We start from the raw sequence: 19,862 nt of genomic DNA, 5'->3' as shown, positions 1-19,862 counted from the left end.
AACCGCGGGAAAAGCGCGCTCAACGGCCTCAAACAAGGTCACAAAGCCACACCACCCAGGTGCCGACGTCGAAGTTTTGGGAAAGACCCGTGCCGCCACCACCCACTTTGACCGCCAAACCCCGGGCTACACACCCCACAGACGGCGTGTCAGACCCAACACAGATCCAAAGTAGGTCGGGGCGGCACACGCAAAGGCGAGAACCAGGTGATAAAGCAAGAAAAGCACCAGTTCCGAAGAACCGATGCTTCCCGCCGGCTGGATCCTAGGAGAACCAGGTACCCGGAGGGCCCATGAACAGAAGGAAGCTGAACACTGCACCCACAGCCACCAGGGTCACCACAACCGCGAGGATCGGATTGCGAAGGACCCACGCCTGGGCTTTCTCAAAGCCACCCTGAGGCTTCTCGCCCCCAGCGGCCAAACGCCACCCACCGGCCAGGAGACCCCGGCGATCCAGCGACTTCTCCATCGGGATGGTGGCATAGGGAATCACAGCGGAGCCGATGGCGAGCAGGCCAGTCCGCGTTGTCCACTTCTGGTTGATCCAGGTGAAGGCGGCCGTCGCTGCGTAGCAAAGGAACACGAAGCCGTGGATGCCTCCGGCGATACTCACGCCGAGGTCAGTGGTCTTCGTGACGTATTTAAGGAACAGCCCGATCAGCAGCAGCGTCCATGTCACGGCCTCGGCAAAAGCGACGGTACGGAACAGGGCACGGGGCTGCATGGAAGTCCTCTGGTTGAGATCTGGAGTCACGTCCAATTTACCGTGGCGGCCGGGCTCCGTCAGAATCACCCCTGCCCAGGGAGCGCCAGTCTGTTCCGGATGCGCGAGTCGCCGAATTCAATGGCCACCGGAGCGATCTCCACGGGCGGCTCGTGTCGCGACCGCGCCCTTCCCACGGCAATGTGCGGCAACCAGCGCGGAGACCTGTAGCCCAAAGCGGGTGAGCCCAGGATGAAGTCATCGATGTTGTCGAGGCCAAGATCATCAAGAAGCACGTGCAAGCCCTGCACCAGAAGCGCTTGGTAGTCGTGAACTTCCTGGGGAACGTCCACCTCAAGCCCCATCAGCCGACCGCCACCCAGCGGGACCACTTTGTCCGACTTACCCAGAAACCCCTGCAGCACCGGCAGTTCCGTCAGCCAGCTCGTAATCTCCGGCAGCACCCTCTCCGGCGTCACCCTTCCTTTGGTCCACGCGGCAATATCATCAGCGAGTTCGTGGAGGATCCCCACGTGCAGCAGCGTCATGTGGAGCCCTTGCGGCTTGCGCAGCGAATCAACGAAACGCTTGAGGCCCTCGTAATCGGCCTGCCCGCCACCGATCCGAAGGACAGGAACCTCTACCGTGATGCGCGGTTGACCCGCGGTGCTTCCAGTGGGGCTGCTGGCCGTCATGGACGCCATTATCCGCCGATCACCCACGCAGCGGGAGGCCGACGGCGGAAGGCACCTCCCGCCGTCGGCCTCCTTGGGCTATTTCCTGGCGCGCGCTTGGACCAGATTGGCGAATGGGAGGCGTCCGTGAGTGGCAATGAACGCGGCGTGATAATCGGCTTCGGCTGCACTCAGCCCCTCCGGCGGCAGTTCCTTCCAAGCGATGACCAGGTCCAGGGCGTCCCGCAACTGCCAAATGAGGCGCGCATCCCACACGACGGTTGGTCGCCCGCGGCCGTAATCCATGAACTCCTGGATTTGCTTGCGTAGCCCCCGGTTGCCCTGACTCCCTGCGCTGGCTTTGCCGATGTAGAGCACTGAGGCGTCCATAAGCCACTCGGACGCGAGTGCTTCGCGCTTCAATGATGGGTCCTTCTTCTTGAAGGTCCCGGCGGTGCTCTTGTTCAGAAAGACCGGTTCAAATCCGGCCGGGCGAAGGACCACGAATATCCCGGGTCCTTGTGGGATCCGCATGGGATCGAGTTCGTCGAGTGGTCGGAATCCGGTGAATCCGTCCTCGGTGAGGGTCTTTTTGGTGAAGAGCATGATCCATTGTGGGCCCACTACCAGTCCCCAAACCGTGAAGCAAGCCTTTCAGCGTTGACAGCCTCTTGTGACCCGTGCCATATTCGAAGCGTGAACCTGTCAGACAGCCGGACAGCCGGACAGCAAGAGCCCGTGAGCGGCCAATCAGCGCATATGCCTATTTCGCGCATTTCCGCAGCTGAGGCCGTCTTTGCTGCGCTCCGGCGGGCCATCGAGGGTGGCCAGTTCGATATCGGCACCAAGCTGAGTTCCGAAGCGACGCTGGCTGCCCAGTACGGTGTCAGCCGCTCAGTCATCCGGGAAGCGCTACGGTCGTGCAACACCTTGGGCCTCACTGTCACCAAAACCGGCAAGGGCACATTCATTGTGGCCAACAAGGTTGCTAATGACCTTACCTTGGGTCAGTACAGTGCACGCGATCTCAACGAGGCACGTCCGCACATCGAGATCCCGGCAGCGGGACTCGCGGCGCAAAGAAGGACAGAGGAAGAGCTCGAACACCTCAAGGACATCGTCCAGGAGATGCTCAACGAGACCGACCCAGAATCATGGGTGAACCTGGACGCCACGTTCCACTCAGCCGTGGCCCGGGCCAGCGGAAACCGCGTGTTCGCCAGCGTTGTCTCTGACATCCGCGAGGCCTTGGCCCACCAGTCGGAAACCCTCAACCTCGTTGCTGACAGGCAACACCGCTCGGACGAGGAACACGTCGCAGTGCTGAACGCGATTGAAGCCGGCGATTCCGAAGCCGCAAGCAGGGCGATGGCCGACCACCTCCAGGCCGTCAGCGTTGCGCTGGACACAATCCTCAACAAATGACCCACCCAAAGGACACCATGCCCGTCCCCACAGCACCGGCCCATCAGGCCGCGGCGCAGAACACCAAGGCGCCAAACCACGTCCCGCTTGTCGAAGTGACCCGCGACGGACTGGTGGAGAGCATCCACTACGGCTCGCTGATCGCACTCTCGGCAGAGGACAGCAGCCTCATCGAGGCCGGCCAGCCGGACGCCCCCATGTACCCGCGTTCGAGCCTGAAGCCACTGCAGGCTGTCGCGCTCCTGAAGGCCGGCCTGGACATCCCCGAAAACCTCCTGGCGCTCACGGCTGCCAGCCACTCCGGCGCAAAGATGCACCGCGACGGCGCCACCGAGATCCTGAGGCTGCACGGCCTCAACGACCAAGCCCTGGCCAACAGCACGGACCTTCCGTACGGCGTCGCCGAACGCGAGGACTGGCTCCGCGCCGGAAACGGCCCCACCCGGATCGCGCAGAACTGCTCCGGCAAGCACGCGTCCATGACCGCCGTCTGCGTCATCAACGGCTGGCCTGTAGAGGGATACCTGCACCCGGAGCACCCGCTGCAGGTCCTGGTCCGGGACACCATCACTGAACTGACCGGCGAGGAAGCGGCCGCAGTCAGCACTGATGGTTGCGGGACTCCGCTGTTCGCCCACTCGCTGCATGGCATGGCCCGCGCCTATGGCCGCCTGGCCGCCGCAGACCAGGACACTCTCGAAGGCAAAGTTGCGCACGCCATGCGCCGCTTCCCGGAGATGGTGGCCGGCGAAGGCCGCGACGTCACCGCCCTCATGCGTGCGGTCCCCGGCTTGCTCGCCAAGGACGGCTTCGAAGGCCTCCAGTTGGTTGGCCTTCCGGACGGCACCGGCCTGGCGGTGAAGATTTCCGACGGCGGCGATCGCGCCCGCATGCCCGTCACCGTTGAGGTGCTTCGCCGCTTGGGCGTCGACGGCGGCAGCCTGGACACGCTTCAAAGCCCACCTGTGCTGGGCGGCGGCCTTCCGGTCGGCGAGCTCCGTGCAGCCCGAATTTTCAGCAACTAAACCAAGGACAGCTATGACCACCGTCGATCAGGCGATCCCCCTCCGTTCCGAACACGACCTCCTGGGCGATCGCGATGTACCCGCGGACGCCTACTGGGGCGTCCACACCCTCCGCGCTATCGAGAACTTCCCCATCACCGGGCAGCCGCTGTCCACCAACAAGCACCTGGTCCGTGGACTGGCTGCGGTCAAGCAGGCCGCCGCCCGCACCAACCACGAGCTGGGCCTACTGGACGCTGAGCGTGCGAACGCCATCGACCAGGCCTGCCAGGACATCCTGGACGGGAAGCTGCAGGAACAGTTCATGGTGGACGTGATCCAGGGCGGCGCAGGAACCAGTTCCAACATGAACGCCAACGAGGTCATCGCCAACCGTGCCTTGGAAATCCTGGGGCACCCCAAGGGTGACTACGCCAAGCTGCACCCGAATGACCACGTGAACCTGAGCCAGTCCACCAACGACGTCTACCCGACTGCCGTGAACCTGGCGACGATCTTCTCGGTCAAGGAACTCCTCCTGGCCCTCGAAGAGCTTGAACAAGCGTTCGCCGAAAAGGGTCTTGAGTTCCGGACCGTCGTGAAGATGGGCCGCACCCAGCTCCAGGACGCTGTCCCCATGACGCTGGGCCAGGAATTCGGCGGTTACGCCGTGACCATCGGCGAGGACCGAGCCCGCCTGGACGAGTCCCACATGCTCATCCATGAGATTAACCTGGGTGCCACGGCCATCGGCACGGGCCTGAATGCCCCGGTTGGCTACGCGGACGCAGCGTGCCGCCACCTGGCCGAAATCACCGGTCTTCCCCTGCTGACCGCCGCGGACCTCATTGAGGCCACCCAGGATGTGGGAGCGTTTGTCCACCTGTCCGGTGTGCTGAAGCGCGTGGCAGTGAAGCTCTCCAAGATTTGCAACGACCTCCGCCTGCTGTCCTCCGGGCCGCGTGCGGGATTGGGCGAGATCAACCTTCCGGCAGTGCAGTCCGGTTCGTCGATCATGCCCGGCAAGATCAATCCGGTGATCCCGGAAGTGGTCAGCCAGGTGGCGTACGAAGTCATCGGCAACGATGTCACCGTCACCATGGCCGCGGAGGCAGGCCAGCTCCAGCTGAATGCCTTCGAACCGATCATTGTGCACAGCCTGCACAAGAGCATCTCCCACCTGGAAGCAGCGTGCCGCACCCTTACGGCACGCTGCGTCCGGGGCATCACCGCAAACACCGAGCGGCTACGGCTTACCGTGGAGCAGTCGATCGGTCTCGTCACGGCATTGAACCCCCACATCGGTTACGCCTCCGCCACCGCTATCGCCCAGGAGGCGCTGGCGACGGGCAAGGGTGTGGCAGAACTCGTGTTGGAGCACGGTCTCCTGACCGCTGCCCAGCTCGAGGAATTGCTCAGCCCGGAACGTCTGGCCAACCTGAGCAAATAGGCCAGATCAGGCCAGAGAAATCCCAGCGGCTGTAGTCAGCCGTCCCGCCCGATGAGGCATACCCCCAACGAGGCGCTGTCCTGTGTGCCCGGATCCCCGACCGGATCCACCCAGGACAACCCCAACAGGACACTCCTAAGGATTCCAATGACCAATCCCATCACTGACCACACGGTTCCGGCCCAAGCGCACGCCAGTGAGAAGGCCCTGCACAAAGAGGACTCCGGCTACCACAAGGACCTCAAGCCCCGCCAGATCCAGATGATCGCGATCGGTGGCGCAATCGGCACCGGCCTGTTCCTGGGTGCAGGTGGCCGTCTTAACGCCGCCGGCCCGTCCCTGGTGATCGCGTACGCCGTCTGCGGCTTTTTTGCCTTCCTGATCCTCCGCGCACTGGGTGAACTGGTGCTGCACCGCCCGTCCTCGGGTTCGTTCGTCTCCTACGCCCGTGAGTTCTACGGCGAGAAGGCAGCGTTCGTCTCCGGTTGGTTCTACTGGATCAACTGGGCCACCACCACCATCGTGGACATCACGGCGGCTGCCCTCTACATGAACTTCTTCGGCAAGTACATCCCCTGGATGGGCGCCGTTCCGCAGTGGGCGTGGGCCCTCATCGCCCTGGTGGTGGTGCTGAGCCTGAACCTCGTCTCCGTGAAGGTCTTCGGCGAGATGGAATTCTGGTTCGCCCTGATCAAGGTTGCTGCCCTGGTGGCCTTCCTCCTGGTTGGCACGTACTTCGTCATCTTCGGCACCCCGGTTGATGGCCAGGAAGTCGGCTTCAGCCTGATCTCGGACAACGGCGGCGTGTTCCCGAACGGCATCCTGCCCATGATCATCCTCATGCAGGGTGTGCTGTTCGCCTACGCCTCGATCGAACTCGTGGGCACGGCGGCCGGCGAAACTCCGAACCCCGAGAAGATCATGCCCAAGGCCATCAACTCCGTGGTCTTCCGCATCGCGGTCTTCTACGTCGGCTCGGTTATCCTGCTCGCCCTGCTGCTCCCCTACACCTCTTACGAAAAGGGTGTCAGCCCGTTCGTGACGTTCTTCGGATCCATCGGTGTCCAGGGCGTTGACGTGATCATGAACCTCGTGGTCCTCACGGCAGCACTGTCCTCGCTGAACGCCGGGCTCTACTCCACGGGCCGTATCCTCCGTTCCATGTCCGTGGCGGGTTCCGCTCCCAAGTTTGCCCAGCGCATGAACAAGGCCGGCGTCCCTTACGGTGGCATCGCGATCACCGCAGGTGTTTCCCTGCTCGGTGTTCCGCTGAACTACCTCGTCCCGGCCGACGCGTTCGAGATCGTTTTGAACGTGGCTTCCGTGGGCATCATTGTCACCTGGGCAACCATTGTGCTGTGCCAGATGCAGCTCAAGCGCTGGTCCGACAAGGGCTGGGTGAAGCGTCCGTCCTTCCGTTTGTTCGGCGCACCCTACACAGGTTGGTTGTCCCTGGTCTTCCTTGCCGGCGTCCTGGTGATGGTGTTCATCGAGTCCCCGCTCACCATGCTGGTCACCGCGATCGCTTGCGGGCTGATGGTCTGGGGCTGGTTCCTGTGCCGTAAGCAGATCCACGAGCTCGCCGCCACGCGTGACGGTTACACGGGCAGCGCCCCGGTGATCGCCAACCGCCCGCTGCCTGGCGGCGATAAGTAGCAGCAGTACCCATTAGCGCCCGACGGCGGCGCCCGGGTTCCGTAACAGCGGAACCCGAGTGCCGCCGTCGTTGGTTAACGCCCCCCCCCAATTGGCTGAGGTCGCGGCGCGGGCAGACATCCGATCATTCGTGGCTACTATTGGTCCATGGCTGTCACAGACGAAGCGATCAGCAAGATCAAGGACATGCTGATCCGCGGCGAACTCAAGGCGGGCGATCGGCTTCCCCCTGAAAAGGAACTGAGCGAACGTCTTGGCCTTTCCAGGAGTTCGCTGCGTGAAGCAGTGAAGGCCCTGGAGCTGATCCGGGTGCTGGACGTGCGCCGCGGCGACGGCACGTACGTGACCAGCCTCGATGCGAAACTGCTCAACGAGGCCGTCGCGTTCGTGGTGGACCTGCACCAGGACCGTTCCATCCTTGAACTCTTCGAGGTCCGACGAATCCTTGAGCCCGCCACAGCCCAGCTGGCAGCGGGCAAGATTACCGCGGACGAGCTCCAGTCCCTGCGGGCCACCATGGACGGGATCGACGAAAACACCGACGTCGAAGAACTCGTGGCCCATGACCTCGAGTTCCACAGCATCATCACCGCAGCCGCGGGAAACGACTACCTCGGCAGCCTCTTGGAGGCCCTTTCCAGCAGCACGGTGCGGGCCCGGATCTGGCGTGGATTGACGCAGGAAAAGGCCGTGTCCCACACTTTGGCGGAGCATCGTGCCATCGCGGATGCGCTGGAGCGCGGTGATGCGGAGCTGGTGCGGGCGCTGGTGACGGTGCACATCAGTGGCGTGGAGAACTGGCTGCGCCAGGCCCTCTAGGCATCCACCAACGGGTTGGCCGCCAGCCCATAGGTACGGATCGCAGTCCCCTCCAGGATGGAATCCTGTTCAGCGGGGCTCAGGGAGGACACCAGTTCCAGCAGGACGTCGAGGGTCCGGCCGTAAGGCGCCCCGAGGATGCTGACCGGCCAGTCGCCACCGATCATCAGGCGGCCGGCGCCGAAAGCTTCCAGCGCGGTTTCGAACAGCGGCCGCAGTGCCGCGCTGGTGTACGGCAGCCCCGGAGCGTGGAGCCCGGATAGCTTGGCTACGGTGTTAGGCTCGCGGCCCAAGGCAAGGAAATCAGTGCGCCACGAGTCCATGAGCGAGGCATCGGACCGCGGCGGCTTCCCCAAATGGTCAAGGACCACGGTCAGCTCCGGGAGGTCCCGGGCAAGCCGGACGGCCGCGCCCAAATGACGGGGGAATGCGTCCGGAATATCAAAGGCCAGGCCACGTAGCGCCACCAAAGCGAGGGACTCGCGCACCGTAGGGAGGTCCAGGAAGTCCGCCCGGGGATCGTCGTGCACCAAGTGGCGCACGCCCTTGAACACAGTTTGTGCACTGAAGCTGTCCAGCTGGGAAGCGCACTCAGCCGGTGAGTCCAACCGCACCCAGCCCACCACGCCCAGCACCCACGGATTCCGCGCTGCGACGGCCAGCATGCTGTCCGTATCGGCTATGGTGTCGTCGGCCTGGACCAGCACCGCAGCCCGGACACCCGCGGCCTCCAGGGTCTCCCCCGCCTCTTCTTCGCCAAAGCTGCGGAAGAGCGCACCGTGCTGCGGACCGAGCCACGGGTAGGGACGTGCACCGCCGGTGACGAAAGTGTCCAGCGTCCACAGGTGCAGGTGTGAATCAATCACTGCCCGGAGCCTTTCCGCAAGCCCTCCAAAGCCTCCCACAGCTCTTCGGGGAGTGGCTCGTCCATGCGGGCGGCGTTGGTGGTGACCTGTTCAGGAGACGTCGCTCCTGCTGTCACGTTCACCACGGCCGGATGCCGCAGCGGGAACTGGAGTGCCGCCGTCGGGAGTTCGACGCCGAAGTCGCGGCAGACGGACGCAAGCGCCCGGGCCCGCTCCAGCACTTCCGGCGGCGCTTGGTCGTAGTTGTAGTGGGCGTCGTCGGGGACGTCCGGGCGGGCCAGGAGGCCCGAGTTGAAGACGCCCACATTCACGACGCCGGTGCGGCGCTCCACACAGCGGTCAAGCAGCGGCACGCCGGGCTGCTCCAGCAGGGTGTAGCGCCCGGCAAGCATCAGGAGGTCAAGGTCGGCGGCTTCGACGCATTCCAGCGCGGCTTCGGCGGAGTTGGTGCCCACGCCAATCGCGGTGACCAGGCCTTCGGAACGCAGCTTTTCCAGGGCCGGCAAGCCGTGTTCGATTCCGGCTTGCAGGTCGTGGACGTCGGGGTCGTGCAGGTACGCGATGTCCACATGGCTAAGGCCGAGCCGCTCCAAGGACTCCTCGATACTGCGACGGATGCCGGCCTCGGAGAAGTCCCAAACACGACGGCTGGTGGCAGGAACGTCGAAGCCTTCGGAATCCCGGCCTCCGGGCCCGTTGGGTTCCAGCAGGCGCCCCACCTTGGTGGAGATGACGAATTCCTCCCGCGGCTTGTCCCTCAGGACAGCACCGAGCCTTTGTTCGGACAGGCCCAGTCCGTAATGCGGCGCGGTATCGAAGTAGCGGATCCCGGCGTCCCACGCCGCAAGTACCGTGGCGAGGGCTTCCCCATCAGGAAGGGCCCGGTAGAGATTCCCCATGCCCGCTCCGCCGAAACCGAGCTTGCCCAGATCAGGTGCATTCATGGCAGTTCCCATACTCTACCGATACCCCTATCAGCCCCGGAGTAATCGTCCTGGACCTCCAAAAGTTCAGCCATGCGGGCTTGCCACGGGACGTTGGCGGGGTGATCGGCGAGCGCATGCCGCATTGCCTGGTAGTCGTCCACGTCCACCACGTGGAAGAGGTCGAGCCCGCTGCGCCAGATACGCCAGTTCCGCACCCCCGCTTCCTTCAATGCCGCCACGAGTTCCGGAGGGATGTTCGCATGGGCGTCAGCGTATTCCTCCTCGGCACCGGGCTTGAGGCGGGTGTGCAGGGCGATGCTCTCAGTCATCGCGTTCACCGGCCCCCGTGGAGTCGGACTCTGCGGAGCCGGGCTCTGCGGAGCCGGCCTCCGTAGAGCCGGGCTTCAGGAACAGTTCCAGCACGGGAACAGCGGCATCGGGTCGCTGCACTGGCAGCTTGATGGTCAGCGTGCCCGGCGGCTGGCCTCCGGGGGTCATGTTGGCTGGTTGCTGCCCGGGGTCCACTTCCTGCAGGAACACCTCTGAGGCATCGTTGAGCAGCTGGGCGTATTCCACTTTGCCTGCCAGGTCCGGCAGGTGCACGTATTCGAAGGGCCAGCTGAACAGGTGAACGTACAGCCTGTCCCCGCGCTGCGTGTAGCGGACGTCGGAGGGCGCGGTGAACGGCGAAGTCCCCGCCCCGTAGATGGAGCGGGAGTGCAGCTGCATCCACTTCCCGATTCCCTCCAACGACTCCAGCGCCCGCGGATCAAGGGACCCCCTGCCGGTGGGGCCAACGTTGAGCAGCAGGTTGCCACCTTTGGAGACGCCATCCACCAGCATCCGGATCAGCAGGTCCACGGACTTGTAGTTCTGGTTGTCCCGGTCGTACCCCCAGCTGCCGTTCAGGGTTTGGCAGGCCTCCCAGGTGACGGGTTCGCCGTCGAGCATCATGGGGCCGGCGGGCTGGTACTGCTCCGGCGTGACAAAGTCTCCCGGGATGTCCAGGCGGTCGTTGACCACGATCCCGGGCTGCAGTTCACGGACCATGGCGAGCAGCGCCTCCGAGCCCCAGTCGTTACGACCCTTGCCGCCCCAGAACTCTGCGTGGCCGAGGCCGGCGTAGGAGAAGTCGAAGAACAGATAGTCGATGGTGCCGTAGTTGCTCAGGAGCTCGCGCACCTGGCCATGGAGGTAGTCACGGTAACGGGCCATGTCGCGACCGGCGTTGAGGCTTTCGACGTCGGCGGCGTTGCGTTGGGGATGTACCCCGTCAATGGTGAAGTCGGGGTGGTGCCAGTCAACGAGCGAGTGATAGAAGCCCACCTTCAGCCCCTCGGCGCGGAGTGCTTCGACGTAGGGCGTGATCAGGTCCCTGCCGGCGGGCGTGTTGGTGGCCTTGTAGTCGGTCAGGACCGAGTCCCAAAGGCAGAAACCGTCGTGGTGTTTGGTGGTGAGGACCACGTACTTCATCCCTGCCTCGCGGGCGGCCCTGGCCCACTCGCGGGGATCGTAGAGGTCCGGGTCGAAGCGACGGAAGTACTTTGAGTACTCCTCCACTGTGATCTCTTCCCGGTTCATCACCCATTCGTGGCGTGCGGGCAGGGCGTAGATGCCCCAGTGCACGAACATGCCGAACCTTGCTTCTTCGAACCAGGGGGCGTGCTGGATCAATGGGTTTCCTTCCATACCGGGCCGTCCGGAAAGCTGTATGCGGCCAGTGTTTCACGGAGCATTTCGTTGCCGGCACCAGGGGACGACGGCGGCCAGTACGCGCCGCTGTGGACGTCCACGGGTGTGACGAAGTGTTCGTGCAGGTGGTCCACGAACTCTATGGTCCTGCCCTCTCTGGTCCCGGTGACCGCCACGAAATCGAACATGGACAAATGCTGCACGGCTTCACAGAGCCCCACTCCGCCTGCGTGCGGGCATACCGGGACCCCGAACTTCGCGGCCAGCAGCAGGATGGCGATGTTCTCGTTGACCCCGGCTACGCGGGCGGCGTCGATCTGCAGGACCTGCAGCGAGCCCGCCTGGAGCATCTGTTTGAACACCACCCGGTTCTGGACGTGCTCCCCCGTTGCCACCGGAATGGGTGCCACTGCGCGGGCGATGGCGGCGTGCCCGAGGATGTCGTCCGGGCTGGTGGGTTCTTCGATCCAGGCGATGTCGTACGGGGCAAGGTGGGCCATCCAGTCGATGGCGTCCTGGACATCCCAGCGCTGGTTGGCATCAACAGCGATCCTGATGTCCGGGCCCACGGCGGCGCGGGCGGCCCGGACGCGGCGGATGTCGTGGTCCAAGGACGCCCCCACCTTCAGCTTGATCTGTGTGAATCCGTCCGCCACGGCTTCCTTGGCCAGCCGCGTCAGTTTCGCGTCGCTGTAACCCAGCCATCCCGGCGTCGTGGTGTACGCGGGGTAGCCTTCAGCGCGAAGGGCGGCCTTCCGCTGTTCCTTTCCCGGTTCGGCGACGCGGAGGATGGCCAGGGCTTCGTCCGGGGTGAGCGCGTCCGTGAGGTATCTGAAGTCGACCAGTGCCACGATTTCTTCCGGGGCCATGTCGGCAAGCAGTTCCCACAGGGGAAGTCCCGCACGTTTGGCTTTCAGGTCCCAAAGGGCATTGACCACCGCGCCGATGGCCATGTGCATGACGCCTTTTTCGGGTCCAAGCCAGCGGAGTTGGGAGTCGTGGGCCAGGAGCTTCCACGTCGCACCCATGTCCTCCAGCAAGGTTTCAACCTCGGCGCCGAGGATGTGTCCGCGCAGGGCGTTGATGGCCGCCGTTTCCACCTCATTGCCGCGCCCGATGGTGAAGACGAAACCGTGGCCCTCATGCCCGTCGGTGGCATCGGTCCGGATGACCAGGTAGGCGGCTGAGTAATCCGGATCCGGGTTCATGGCATCGGAACCATCCAGGTCCCGGGACGTCGGGAAGCGAATATCGAATGTTTCGATCTCGGTGATGATGCTCATTGGGCTCCTGGCTACGTCGTATTCTTCGATGACAGCTAAACATCGGATGTATGCCTTGTCAATGGGTCACATTTCCGTATTATGGGGGAAAACATCACACTAGAGTTCGGATGTTAGCCCCGAACGCACGGAGGAAGCCATGACCTTGAAATTCGCCAGGCTGGGTACGGCCGGAAACGAACAACCGGCCGTCATCGCCCAGGACGCCCACGGCCTCGAAAAATACTTCAGCCTCACCACCCTCACCCAGGACATCGACGGCAAGTTCCTCGCCTCCGACGGCATCGAACGCACCCGTGCAGCCCTGGAAAACGGTGAACTCGCGGAAATTTCGACCGAGGGGCTGCGCATCGGCGCACCCGTCGCCCGCCCCGGCGCGGTGGTTGCCATCGGCCTGAACTACACCGCGCACGCTGCCGAATCCGGTGCCACGCCGCCCGAAGTTCCCGTGGTGTTCCTGAAGCCGAGCAACACCATCGCGGGACCGTTCGACGCCGCCCCCATCCCGCCGTCGTCCGAAAAATACGACTGGGAAGTGGAGCTAGCCATCGTGATCGGCCGGGAAGCGTCATACCTTTCCTCCGTTGAAGAGGCGGAGATGTGCATCGCCGGCTACGCCGTGGCCAACGACCTCTCGGAGCGCGAATACCAGATTCCCGGCGCTGCCGGACAGTGGACCAAGGGCAAGACCCTCCCCGGCTCCACTCCCCTGGGACCCTGGCTGGTACCCGCTGCGGACATCGACGCCGCCAACCTCCGGCTCCGCACCCTGGTCAACGGCGAAGCCCGCCAGGACTCAACCACCTCGGACATGATCTTCGACCCCGCCACGATCGTCCGCCACCTCAGCCAGTACATGATCCTTGAACCGGGCGATGTGATCATCACCGGCACTCCCGAAGGCGTCGCCCTGTCCGGCCGTTTCCCCTTCATCCAGCCGGGTGACGTTGTGGAACTCGAGATTGAAGGCTTGGGCCGGCAGCGCCAGGAGTTCTACCGGGCACAAGCAGGATCGGCCCGCCCTGTTTCCTTCGCCGGCACCAACGCCTGAGGGCCGCGCCATGACCGGCAAGGAATTCGACGGCCTCGCAGCCCTCGTCACAGGCGGTGCCTCGGGTATCGGGGCGGCCATTGCGGACCGCCTCGCCGCAGGCGGCGCCCATGTGGCGGTCCTGGACCTCGCTCCGGAAACCAGCCCGCACTTCGGCGTGCACTGCAACGTGGCCGACGACGCCTCGGTGCGCACCGCCGTCGAGAGTGTCGCCCAACAGTTCGGTCGACTGGATATCGTGATCAACAACGCCGGGATCGGCGCACAGGGTGACATCGCGGCGAACGACGACGAGGAATGGCTGCGTGTCCTCAATGTCAACGTCGTGGGCATTGCCCGCGTCAGCCGCGCGGCCTTGCCGCACCTGCGCCAATCACCGGCCGCGGCGATCGTGAATACGTGCTCCATCGCAGCGACCGCCGGCCTGCCGCAACGTGCACTGTACTCGGCGTCAAAGGGCGCGGTCCTGTCGCTGACCCTCGCCATGGCCGCGGACCACGTCCGGGAAGGAATCCGCGTGAACTGCGTCAACCCGGGCACCGTTGATACCCCCTGGGTGGGCCGCCTGTTGGATTCGGCCGCTGACCCCGCCGGCGAGCGCGCCGCACTCAATTCCCGCCAGCCGCACGGCCGGATGGTGGACCCCGCTGAAGTGGCCGGCGCCGTCGCGTATCTGGCGAGCCCGCTGTCAGGTTCGACGTCGGGCACCTCGCTGGCGGTCGACGGCGGCATGCAGGGTCTGCGGCTGCGTCCGGTTCAGTAACGGGCCGGGGTTGTTTCAGTAGAGCCCGTTGAAGATGTTCCACCCCCAGCCAACAGTCTCCACGCCCTTCCAACCGCCGCGCCCATCGCCGTAGTACATCAGCAGTTCGCCGGCGCTGTTGACCCCGTGGATATCAGCGAAGCCGTCACGGTTGAAGTCCCCGGCACTGCCGATCTTGCCCAGCACGTTCCACCCTTGGCCTACTTGCCGTGGCGCCAACCATCCGCCGCTCCCGTTACCGCCGTAGAGGAACAGACGTCCCGCCTTATCCTTGGCGAGGACGTCTACCGTGCCGTCGCCATTGAAATCGCCTGGCGTAATGAGCAGGTCCATGACGCCCCAGCCCTGGCCAACATGGACCCGGGGTGTCCAACCACGGGCGGCTTTGGGATAGAGGTAGAGATTGCCATTGGGTTCAGCGGCCAGGAGGTCGTTGTACCCGTCGCCGTCGAAGTCCCCGGGGCCAACGACCTTGTCCATGGCGTTCCAGCCCCAGCCGATCTCCGACGGATAGGCGTTCCCCGGGAAAGTTCCGTCTCCCCTGCCCCAGAACATCCAGAGCCTCCCCACTGTGTCAGTAGCGAGGAGCTCGGTTTTGCCGTCGCTTGTGAGGTCGCCGGCGCCAATGATCCTCGTGTAGGCGCCCCAGCCGGGGCCTATCAGCTGGGGTGGTTTCCATCCTTGCGTTGTGTCCTGGCCCGCATAGAGCATGAGCGCGCCATCTTGCCGACGTCCCAGAAGATCGAAGACTCCCCTGTCCGTGAATCCTTCCGCGCGCATGGGTTGGCTTTTGACCACTTCGGATTCCTTCACCACCACCTGCGCCGGGTGGCACACCTGCGAGCCCGTGACCACGGCAGAGATCCGGGTTCCGACGTCCTCGATGTCGAGGTCGTAGAACTGCGAGTATGCCGGCTCCGGCATCACCGGCTCTCCGTCGCGAAGCCACTGGACGGAGTAGCCGTGCTGCGGGTCCGGGTCACAGGAGGAGAAGTACTCGTGGGCGCCACTGACTGACAAGCCGCTCCCGACATAGGCGGGGCCATTGATGCTGAAATCGTCCGGTTCCACGGCATTCGCAGCCGGAACCGGGACGGTGGAGGCCAGGATCGCGGCCAGGGTTGCAGCCGCTGCGGCTACTGCCCGCCGCGGCGAGGTTATGACGCCCAATGCAGAACCCACGTTGCTCCCTTGAACATGCTGAAAGTTTCCTGAGCCCATCTTAGGTTCGCCCTCCGACGCCGTAACGCAACGGGGCCGCAACGTTCGGCAGCAGTGCTTCGCCTATGCTCAACTCCAAGGAATCAACGGCGACTCACTTACTGCCCAGGAGAAGAACTCATGACCAATTGGCGCATCCGGGACTTTCACTCGTCCGATCTAGACGGGATCCTGCACCTCTGGGAGTCGCTCAAGGCCGACGGCGTAGAGCCCGTCTATGCGTTATCGGAAGTCCTTGCATCCTGCGAGAAGGACCACGCGGTGGTGGCGGTGCAGGGCGAGCAGGTGGTGGGCGCCGCCGTCGGACGTGCCGCGCACGACCAAGGCTGGATCGTTTTCCTCGCCACCCTCACCGAGTTCCGCGGGCGGGGCATCGGCACCTCACTGCTGTCGGCCGTCGAGAACCGCATGGCCCCGCACGGCCTGAACAAGCTGTCCGCACTGATGCCGGAAACCGAAACGCGCGTGGAAGCGTTCCTGGGCCGCGGCTTCGTGGTGAAGAAGAACCTGCGCTACTTCGAGCGGACCATTCCCGTGCAGCGCCAGGAGCTCGGCGCACTGGGACTGCTCGGCGGGCGGATCCTGGCGCGTGATTTGTGGGAGAACGTGGCGGGCATGCGCCGCGAGAAGGAACTGCTGGAGCGCCGCCTGGTCCTTCCCCTGGCCGAGGCCGACCTCGCGGACGAATACGGCGTGGTTCCTCCGCGGGCAGTGGTGCTGTTCGGTCCTCCGGGCACGGGCAAGACCACCTTTGCCAAGGCCATCGCATCGCGTTTGGAGTGGCCGTTTGTTGAGGTGTTCCCATCCCGGCTGGCCTCGGATCCCAAGGGCCTGGCCGGTGCACTGCGGGAGACCTTCCTGGAAATCGCCGAATTGGAGCACGCTGTGGTGTTCATCGACGAGGTGGAGGAGATTGCCTCCCAGCGTGCCGGGGATCCGCCGTCGCCGCTGCAGGGCGTCACCAATGAACTCCTCAAGATCATCCCCGCCTTCCGCGAACAGCCCGGCCGTTTGCTGGTCTGCGCCACCAACTTCATCCGCGCACTCGATACCGCGTTCCTTCGCCACGGGCGCTTCGACTACGTCATTCCCATCGGGCTGCCGGACGTCCACGCCCGTGAGGCCATGTGGCAGCGCTTCATTCCGGCGTCGGTGGTGGATGCCGTGGACATCCCCCAGTTGGTGGAGCGGACGGAAGGCTTCTCGCCGGCGGACATTGAGTTCGCGGCGCGCAGCGCCTCCCAGCGTGCCCTGGAGAAAGCCGTGTACGACGACGGTGCTGCCGCCCCCAACGGACGGAAGGGTCCGGTCACGCAGGACTACCTCGACGCGATCGCCGATACCCGGACGACCGTGAGCGCCGAAGTGCACCAGGACTTCCTTGAGGATATCGACGTCCTGGGCCGCGTGTAGGCTTTGGCCGCGGGAACGCCGGACCCGTGCGGGAACGCCGGACCCGTGCGGGAACGCCGGAGCCGTGCAGCGATCTGGACGCGAACCGGCGATCTGGACGCAATCCGGCGATCCGCCGGTAATCTTTGAGCCATGTCCACGAATCCCCTTCGCCATGCCCTCTCCCGGATGGGCGGCCGTGATCCCCACGAGAAGCACCGAACGGCCACCCCGCTTGAGCTGTTCTTCGACCTGACGTTTGTCATCGCTTTCGGCGTCGCCGGTAATCAGTTCGCGCATGCCGTGGCTGAAGCCCATGTTGGGCCGGGTTTGCTCGGATTCTGCTACGCCATGTTCGCGGTGATCTGGGCATGGGTGAACTTCACGTGGTTTGCCAGCGCCTATGACACCGACGACTGGGTCTTCAGGGTGGTCACGATGGTCCAGATGGTGGGGGTCCTCATCCTCGCCATGGGCATCGAACCGATGTTCCATTCACTGGTGGAGGGTAACCATGTCAATAACGTGGCCATCCTCATCGGCTACATCATCATGCGCGTTGCCCTGATCTTCCAATGGCTGCGTGCGGCCCGCCAGGACCCCGAACGCCGTGAGACCTGCCTCCGCTACGCCAAGTACCTGGCGCTGGTGCAGGTGGGTTGGGTCGTAGCGTTGGTGATCGAAACCGATGTGCTCACCACGTTCCTTTTGGCCGCACCCTTGTTCGTCCTGGAGATGTCCGTCCCTGGGCTTGCCGAACGCAAAGCCCGCACGCCTTGGCACGCGCACCACATTGCCGAAAGGTATGGCCTGCTCGCGATCATCGCCCTGGGCGAATGCCTGGTGGGCGCCATTGAGACGCTCCGGGCCATCGTTGCCCTGCACGGCTGGACGCTGGATGCCGCGCTGGTCGGCTTCAGCGGCACTGGGCTGGCGTTCGCCATGTGGTGGATCTACTTCATCCTGCCGTCAGGCCCCGCGCTCCATTTCCAACGGCACCGCTCCTGGGTGTTCGGCTACGGGCACATGTTCATTTTCGCTGCGATTGCCGCCACGGGTGCCGGGCTGCACATCGCTGCCTACTTCATCGACCACGAGGCCAACATTAGCGGGGCAGCGGCCGTGGCCTCGATCGCCATTCCCATTATTTTGTTCAAGGTTTCCCTGACCACGCTCTACGGCATCATGCTCAATCCGGACCGGGAGCTGCTCTGGAGCACAGCTGTGGTGGTTCTTGGCCTGGCGGGAAGTATCGGCATGGCTGCAGCAGGCGCATCCGTGCCTCTGTGCATGCTGGAAATGATGCTCGTGCTGGGCCTGTCCATCGCATACGACGAACGGCGTGGGCATAAGGGCCGTGCCGCGGCACTTCGCCGGCTGGAAGCTGCGGCCGGCTAGGGCAAGCTACCCGGGGGGCTTAGGGCGGGCACGGGTGCGCCCCAGGCCCGCCCCGCCACGCAGCTACTCAGCTACTCAGCTACTCAGGAACGATCTCGTCCAGTTCCGCAAGCAGGTGCGGGTTGATCCGCTCAAGGATCTGCTGGACTTCCTCGCGCGGAACTGCCGAATACAGCACCGGGCGGGCATCGGCGTAGCGGGTTACCGGGGGTTTGTCCGGCCACTTCTCCGCGAGGGCCCGGACCCGTTCCGGCAAGGAGTTATGGGCGTTGTCCGCGATCTTTACCAACGTGGCGTCGTGGTCCTCCGCAACGTAACGGATGCCGGCGTCGTAATCATCGGGATCGTCGTGGAAGCGGCGGGTGACGCGCTCGATAATGGCCAGTGCCCGCTCTGACACGCCCATCTCCAGCAGCGCTTGCCGGGTGATGGGCGTGTCCTCGGCGATGTCGTGAAGGTACCCCGCAATCCGGATATCCTCGTCAAAATCGGCAAGGGCATCGCCGACAGCCAGGACATGCTCCCGGTACGGGCGCTTCAGTTTGTCCTTCTGGCGGTTGTGGGCCACCTCCGCCAGGACCTTGGCTGTCTCTACGGTGAAGCGTGGTTCGGTCATGCTGGCCTCCGGCTTGGCAACGGACCTGCGGGGACAGGTCCTTTTACTCAGGCTATCCGCTGTTGCCGCGCCGGAAGTACCTGCCTAGGAGTCCTGGACGGCCCGGGCGGCGATCGCAACGGTCACGGCCCTGGGCAACCGCTGGGCGAAGGCAGCGCCTACCCGGTTCATCCACCCGGAGACAACGCTGCCGGGAGTGACCTTGCGGTCCAGCGCCTTGATGGCCGTCTCCACCACCTGGGCGGAGGTCTGCATCCTGCCCACCGCCGCGGACTGGCTGCCCAGGACATCGAAGAACTCCGTGCGTGTGGCACCCGGGCAGAGGGCCAGGACATTGAGCCCCGAATCCTTGGTTTCATGGGCGACGGCTTCCGTGAAGCTCAGCACGAAGGCCTTGGTTGCGCCGTAGACCGCCATGCCGGGAATCGGCTGGAAAGCAGCCGTGCTGGCCACATTCACCAGCGCGCCCTTGCCCGACTCGAGCATTCCGGGCAGGAAGGCCCGCGTGATATCCACCAGGGCAGCTACATTGAGCGAGATCTCGGAGGCAATAACGGCCGGGTCTTCCTCCACCAACAGGCCATGGGTGCCGAAGCCGGCATTGTTGATCAAGGTGTCCACGGTGATGCCGCGTCCGGCCAGTTCCTTGAAGAGCTCTGCGCCTACGCCCGCCCGGCCCAGATCCATGGGCAGCACTGTCACGGTGATGCCGTACTCGCTGCGCAGTTGCTGCGCCAAATCTTCCAGGCGGTCAACACGACGGGCAACCAGGACGAGGTTGGAACCCCGGGCGGCGAAGCGCTGCGCGAATTCGGCGCCGAGCCCGGAACTGGCTCCCGTGATGAGCGCGGTGGTGTCGGAGTAGGTCATGGTCATGATGGGGTCCAATCGTCGGGGCGGGAAATGCTGGGGCGGGGACT

At 64.4% G+C, this 19,862-nt stretch carries 20 protein-coding genes; 9 read left to right on the top strand and 11 right to left on the bottom strand.

What is annotated here, in order from left to right:
• Positions 1–265: 265 nt before the first annotated feature.
• The 3 genes from PV760_RS20575 to PV760_RS20565 all read right to left on the bottom strand — a co-directional run bounded on the left by PV760_RS20575 (position 266) and on the right by PV760_RS20565 (position 1,986).
• Positions 266–727: a DUF3817 domain-containing protein gene (locus PV760_RS20575; protein WP_144027714.1), complete on the bottom strand. Its 462-nt coding sequence runs from the start codon at positions 725–727 to the stop codon at positions 266–268.
• Positions 728–792: 65 nt separating this feature from the next.
• The gene (locus tag PV760_RS20570; protein ID WP_354628582.1) at positions 793–1,410 is read right to left on the bottom strand and encodes a hypothetical protein; all 618 of its coding nucleotides are present in this window, start codon (positions 1,408–1,410) and stop codon (positions 793–795) included.
• A 69-nt stretch (positions 1,411–1,479) separates the two neighbouring features.
• Entirely contained in the window at positions 1,480–1,986 is a 507-nt protein-coding gene (locus PV760_RS20565) for a hypothetical protein (protein WP_275776681.1), read from the bottom strand.
• A gap of 90 nt (positions 1,987–2,076) precedes the next feature.
• Between PV760_RS20565 and PV760_RS20560 the strand changes: the two genes are divergently transcribed.
• The 5 genes from PV760_RS20560 (at position 2,077) to PV760_RS20540 (ending at position 7,734) form a co-directional block, all read left to right on the top strand.
• A complete protein-coding gene (locus tag PV760_RS20560) occupies positions 2,077–2,805 on the top strand; it encodes a FadR/GntR family transcriptional regulator (protein ID WP_275776683.1) in 729 nt (242 codons plus the stop codon).
• Positions 2,802–3,830, top strand: coding sequence for an asparaginase (locus PV760_RS20555; RefSeq protein ID WP_374757538.1), 1,029 nt, complete (start codon positions 2,802–2,804; stop codon positions 3,828–3,830). The genes PV760_RS20560 and PV760_RS20555 overlap by 4 nt, the downstream gene beginning before the upstream one ends.
• 13 nt (positions 3,831–3,843) lie before the next feature.
• Positions 3,844–5,259: an aspartate ammonia-lyase gene (gene aspA / locus PV760_RS20550; RefSeq protein WP_018779953.1), complete on the top strand. Its 1,416-nt coding sequence runs from the start codon at positions 3,844–3,846 to the stop codon at positions 5,257–5,259.
• Between the two features lie 147 nt (positions 5,260–5,406).
• A complete protein-coding gene (locus tag PV760_RS20545) occupies positions 5,407–6,915 on the top strand; it encodes an amino acid permease (RefSeq protein WP_055975351.1) in 1,509 nt (502 codons plus the stop codon).
• A gap of 147 nt (positions 6,916–7,062) precedes the next feature.
• Positions 7,063–7,734: a FadR/GntR family transcriptional regulator gene (locus PV760_RS20540; RefSeq protein ID WP_079582886.1), complete on the top strand. Its 672-nt coding sequence runs from the start codon at positions 7,063–7,065 to the stop codon at positions 7,732–7,734.
• On the opposite strand, the gene PV760_RS20535 is transcribed toward PV760_RS20540, so the two are convergent.
• From PV760_RS20535 to PV760_RS20515, 5 genes are read right to left on the bottom strand one after another with little or no spacing between them, the layout of a single operon-like run.
• Positions 7,731–8,600, bottom strand: coding sequence for an amidohydrolase family protein (locus PV760_RS20535; RefSeq protein WP_354628581.1), 870 nt, complete (start codon positions 8,598–8,600; stop codon positions 7,731–7,733). The two genes, PV760_RS20540 and PV760_RS20535, sit on opposite strands and share 4 nt — an antisense overlap.
• On the bottom strand, positions 8,597–9,544 hold the full coding sequence (locus tag PV760_RS20530; RefSeq protein WP_354628580.1) for an aldo/keto reductase: 948 nt from the start codon (positions 9,542–9,544) through the stop codon (positions 8,597–8,599). Before PV760_RS20530 ends, PV760_RS20535 begins: the two co-directional genes overlap by 4 nt.
• On the bottom strand, positions 9,541–9,855 hold the full coding sequence (locus PV760_RS20525) for an L-rhamnose mutarotase (RefSeq protein WP_354628579.1): 315 nt from the start codon (positions 9,853–9,855) through the stop codon (positions 9,541–9,543). The genes PV760_RS20530 and PV760_RS20525 overlap by 4 nt, the downstream gene beginning before the upstream one ends.
• Positions 9,848–11,200, bottom strand: coding sequence for an alpha-L-fucosidase (locus tag PV760_RS20520; protein WP_354628578.1), 1,353 nt, complete (start codon positions 11,198–11,200; stop codon positions 9,848–9,850). Before PV760_RS20520 ends, PV760_RS20525 begins: the two co-directional genes overlap by 8 nt.
• Entirely contained in the window at positions 11,197–12,501 is a 1,305-nt protein-coding gene (locus PV760_RS20515; RefSeq protein WP_354628577.1) for an L-fuconate dehydratase, read from the bottom strand. The genes PV760_RS20520 and PV760_RS20515 overlap by 4 nt, the downstream gene beginning before the upstream one ends.
• A gap of 139 nt (positions 12,502–12,640) precedes the next feature.
• Here PV760_RS20515 and PV760_RS20510 point away from each other — a divergent pair, with 139 nt between their 5' ends.
• Both PV760_RS20510 and PV760_RS20505 read left to right on the top strand, forming a co-directional pair.
• Positions 12,641–13,552 (top strand): fumarylacetoacetate hydrolase family protein, encoded by a 912-nt coding sequence (locus PV760_RS20510; protein WP_354628576.1) that lies wholly within the window; start codon positions 12,641–12,643, stop codon positions 13,550–13,552.
• A gap of 10 nt (positions 13,553–13,562) precedes the next feature.
• The gene (locus tag PV760_RS20505; RefSeq protein ID WP_354628575.1) at positions 13,563–14,315 is read left to right on the top strand and encodes an SDR family NAD(P)-dependent oxidoreductase; all 753 of its coding nucleotides are present in this window, start codon (positions 13,563–13,565) and stop codon (positions 14,313–14,315) included.
• A 15-nt stretch (positions 14,316–14,330) separates the two neighbouring features.
• Here the strand turns inward: PV760_RS20505 and PV760_RS20500 are convergent, their stop codons facing one another.
• The gene (locus PV760_RS20500; RefSeq protein WP_354628574.1) at positions 14,331–15,497 is read right to left on the bottom strand and encodes an FG-GAP repeat domain-containing protein; all 1,167 of its coding nucleotides are present in this window, start codon (positions 15,495–15,497) and stop codon (positions 14,331–14,333) included.
• A gap of 159 nt (positions 15,498–15,656) precedes the next feature.
• Here PV760_RS20500 and PV760_RS20495 point away from each other — a divergent pair, with 159 nt between their 5' ends.
• Both PV760_RS20495 and PV760_RS20490 read left to right on the top strand, forming a co-directional pair.
• Positions 15,657–16,949 carry an ATP-binding protein gene (locus PV760_RS20495; RefSeq protein ID WP_018779963.1) on the top strand — a complete coding sequence of 431 codons (1,293 nt, stop codon included), beginning with the start codon at positions 15,657–15,659 and terminating at the stop codon, positions 16,947–16,949.
• A gap of 132 nt (positions 16,950–17,081) precedes the next feature.
• The gene (locus PV760_RS20490; protein WP_018779964.1) at positions 17,082–18,326 is read left to right on the top strand and encodes a low temperature requirement protein A; all 1,245 of its coding nucleotides are present in this window, start codon (positions 17,082–17,084) and stop codon (positions 18,324–18,326) included.
• Positions 18,327–18,405: 79 nt separating this feature from the next.
• Here the strand turns inward: PV760_RS20490 and PV760_RS20485 are convergent, their stop codons facing one another.
• Together PV760_RS20485 and PV760_RS20480 are read right to left on the bottom strand one after the other, a co-directional pair.
• Complete coding sequence (locus tag PV760_RS20485) at positions 18,406–18,942, bottom strand: HD domain-containing protein (RefSeq protein ID WP_018779965.1); 537 nt, start codon at positions 18,940–18,942, stop codon at positions 18,406–18,408.
• An 84-nt stretch (positions 18,943–19,026) separates the two neighbouring features.
• Positions 19,027–19,818: an SDR family NAD(P)-dependent oxidoreductase gene (locus PV760_RS20480; protein ID WP_018779966.1), complete on the bottom strand. Its 792-nt coding sequence runs from the start codon at positions 19,816–19,818 to the stop codon at positions 19,027–19,029.
• Positions 19,819–19,862: the final 44 nt, after the last annotated feature.

Origin of the sequence: Paenarthrobacter sp. CC6 (assembly GCF_040560085.1) — a bacterium.
Lineage (GTDB): Bacteria > Actinomycetota > Actinomycetes > Actinomycetales > Micrococcaceae > Arthrobacter > Arthrobacter nicotinovorans.
This window is presented reverse-complemented; position numbering and strand designations above follow the sequence as displayed.

Excerpts from the sequence above, each read along its gene's own strand:
- aspA (WP_018779953.1), top strand. The coding sequence starts at position 3,844 with ATGACCACCGTCGATCAGGCGATCCCCCTCCGTTCCGAACACGACCTC.
- PV760_RS20515 (WP_354628577.1), bottom strand. The coding sequence starts at position 12,501 with ATGAGCATCATCACCGAGATCGAAACATTCGATATTCGCTTCCCGACG.
- PV760_RS20495 (WP_018779963.1), top strand. The coding sequence starts at position 15,657 with ATGACCAATTGGCGCATCCGGGACTTTCACTCGTCCGATCTAGACGGG.
- PV760_RS20545 (WP_055975351.1), top strand. The coding sequence starts at position 5,407 with ATGACCAATCCCATCACTGACCACACGGTTCCGGCCCAAGCGCACGCC.
- PV760_RS20525 (WP_354628579.1), bottom strand. The coding sequence starts at position 9,855 with ATGACTGAGAGCATCGCCCTGCACACCCGCCTCAAGCCCGGTGCCGAG.
- PV760_RS20510 (WP_354628576.1), top strand. The coding sequence starts at position 12,641 with ATGACCTTGAAATTCGCCAGGCTGGGTACGGCCGGAAACGAACAACCG.
- PV760_RS20540 (WP_079582886.1), top strand. The coding sequence starts at position 7,063 with ATGGCTGTCACAGACGAAGCGATCAGCAAGATCAAGGACATGCTGATC.
- PV760_RS20555 (WP_374757538.1), top strand. The coding sequence starts at position 2,802 with ATGACCCACCCAAAGGACACCATGCCCGTCCCCACAGCACCGGCCCAT.
- PV760_RS20575 (WP_144027714.1), bottom strand. The coding sequence starts at position 727 with ATGCAGCCCCGTGCCCTGTTCCGTACCGTCGCTTTTGCCGAGGCCGTG.
- PV760_RS20480 (WP_018779966.1), bottom strand. The coding sequence starts at position 19,818 with ATGACCATGACCTACTCCGACACCACCGCGCTCATCACGGGAGCCAGT.
- PV760_RS20505 (WP_354628575.1), top strand. The coding sequence starts at position 13,563 with ATGACCGGCAAGGAATTCGACGGCCTCGCAGCCCTCGTCACAGGCGGT.
- PV760_RS20530 (WP_354628580.1), bottom strand. The coding sequence starts at position 9,544 with ATGAATGCACCTGATCTGGGCAAGCTCGGTTTCGGCGGAGCGGGCATG.
- PV760_RS20485 (WP_018779965.1), bottom strand. The coding sequence starts at position 18,942 with ATGACCGAACCACGCTTCACCGTAGAGACAGCCAAGGTCCTGGCGGAG.
- PV760_RS20565 (WP_275776681.1), bottom strand. The coding sequence starts at position 1,986 with ATGCTCTTCACCAAAAAGACCCTCACCGAGGACGGATTCACCGGATTC.
- PV760_RS20570 (WP_354628582.1), bottom strand. The coding sequence starts at position 1,410 with ATGGCGTCCATGACGGCCAGCAGCCCCACTGGAAGCACCGCGGGTCAA.
- PV760_RS20490 (WP_018779964.1), top strand. The coding sequence starts at position 17,082 with ATGTCCACGAATCCCCTTCGCCATGCCCTCTCCCGGATGGGCGGCCGT.